Here is a 1,307-nt window from a genome sequence, read left to right as displayed (position 1 = left end):
AACCCACTTTTCACCCACTTGGCGATTTTTTAAACCCAGCCTTAGCCCTGCTAGGACAAGGTTTAAAGAAATCACCAATTGGGCAAAAATTGGATTTTGCTAATCATCCCTATTTATGCAAAGGTCTCAAGTAATTAACAATTATTCTGTAAATAAATTTCAAAAATCTATCAAACATCCCTTTGTTTTAGCAAGTATTTTTACTTTCTACAAGGAAAATATTAAGAAAAATGCGAAGGCGTATAGTAAACTATGTAACTGAGTAGTTTTTAATATTTAACGCTGTTTATACAAATCACCACATTGACTTACGCTTTAACTGAAAAAACACACTAATAACGCCACTATTTGGTTATAAAAATTAAAATGAAAATTCCTAAAGTATTTATCTCATATTCGCATGACTCTCAAGAACATAAAAAATGGGTTTTAGACTTAGCGACTAGATTAAGAAATAATGGAGTAGATGCCATTATAGATCAATGGGAACTGAGGGCAGGAGATGATCTTCCTCATTTTATGGAGACTCACCTTTCCAATTCTGATTACACAGTTATAGTCTGCACAGACAACTATGTAGAAAAAGCTAATTCAGGGTCTGGAGGTGTTGGTTATGAAAAAATGATAGTTACTTCCGAATTACTATCTAATATTAACTCAAACAAAATCATTCCAATAATAAAACAGTATGGAACTCACAATATCCCTACATTTCTCCAAACAAAACTTTATATAGATTTCTCAAATGATGATGAATTCAACTTTGATGAACTTGTGCGTACACTTCATAATGCTCCCCTGTTTAAAAAGCCTGAAATCGGTAACAACCCATTCACACCTGTAGAAAATGTCCCTGCTGAAAAAAGTATTGATGCTACTCACAAACTTATGCAAATAATAATTGATGATTATGAAAGGGGACTAGATTATACATCCTATGATAATTTAAGAGAACAAATGAATGTGTCAAGAATTATGCTTGATATTCTTTTGGAAGAGGCAACATCCGAAGGTTTAATACAGAAAAAAATAATATATGGGTTATTTGAAGAAACAACTACTACCCTCCTCCTTGCACCTAAAGGAAGGCAATATGCAATTCAGCACAAGCTAATTCAGATATAAACAAGCAAATATTTTTTGCTTGCTACAAGGAAAATATTAAAATTAGACTTGCTTGTTATTTTATCCAAAGATTTATTTAAAACGGAACTTTGGCAAATTGATATTAAAATAAATAGCTAAAAGCCTAACTGTAAACATACAAAAACCCGCAACAATGGCTGACAGTGTAATGTCTTGAGTTG

The 1,307-nt window shown here is 32.1% G+C and carries 1 protein-coding gene; it reads left to right on the top strand.

Features of this window, described 5'->3' with window-relative positions:
* Positions 1-366 precede the first annotated feature (366 nt).
* Positions 367-1,125, top strand: a complete 759-nt coding sequence (locus BBROOKSOX_RS11125) for a toll/interleukin-1 receptor domain-containing protein (RefSeq protein ID WP_139661892.1) — start codon at positions 367-369, stop codon at positions 1,123-1,125.
* Positions 1,126-1,307 lie beyond the last annotated feature (182 nt).

It is taken from the genome of bacterium endosymbiont of Bathymodiolus sp. 5 South (genome assembly GCF_900128535.1).
GTDB lineage: Bacteria > Pseudomonadota > Gammaproteobacteria > PS1 > Pseudothioglobaceae > Thiodubiliella.
The sequence above is the reverse complement of the archived record's forward strand: the minus strand, read 5'-3'. Positions and strand labels throughout refer to the sequence as shown.

What these genes read in the sequence shown, in the direction of transcription:
- BBROOKSOX_RS11125 (WP_139661892.1), top strand. Translation starts at nt 367, where the DNA reads ATGAAAATTCCTAAAGTATTTATCTCATATTCGCATGACTCTCAAGAA.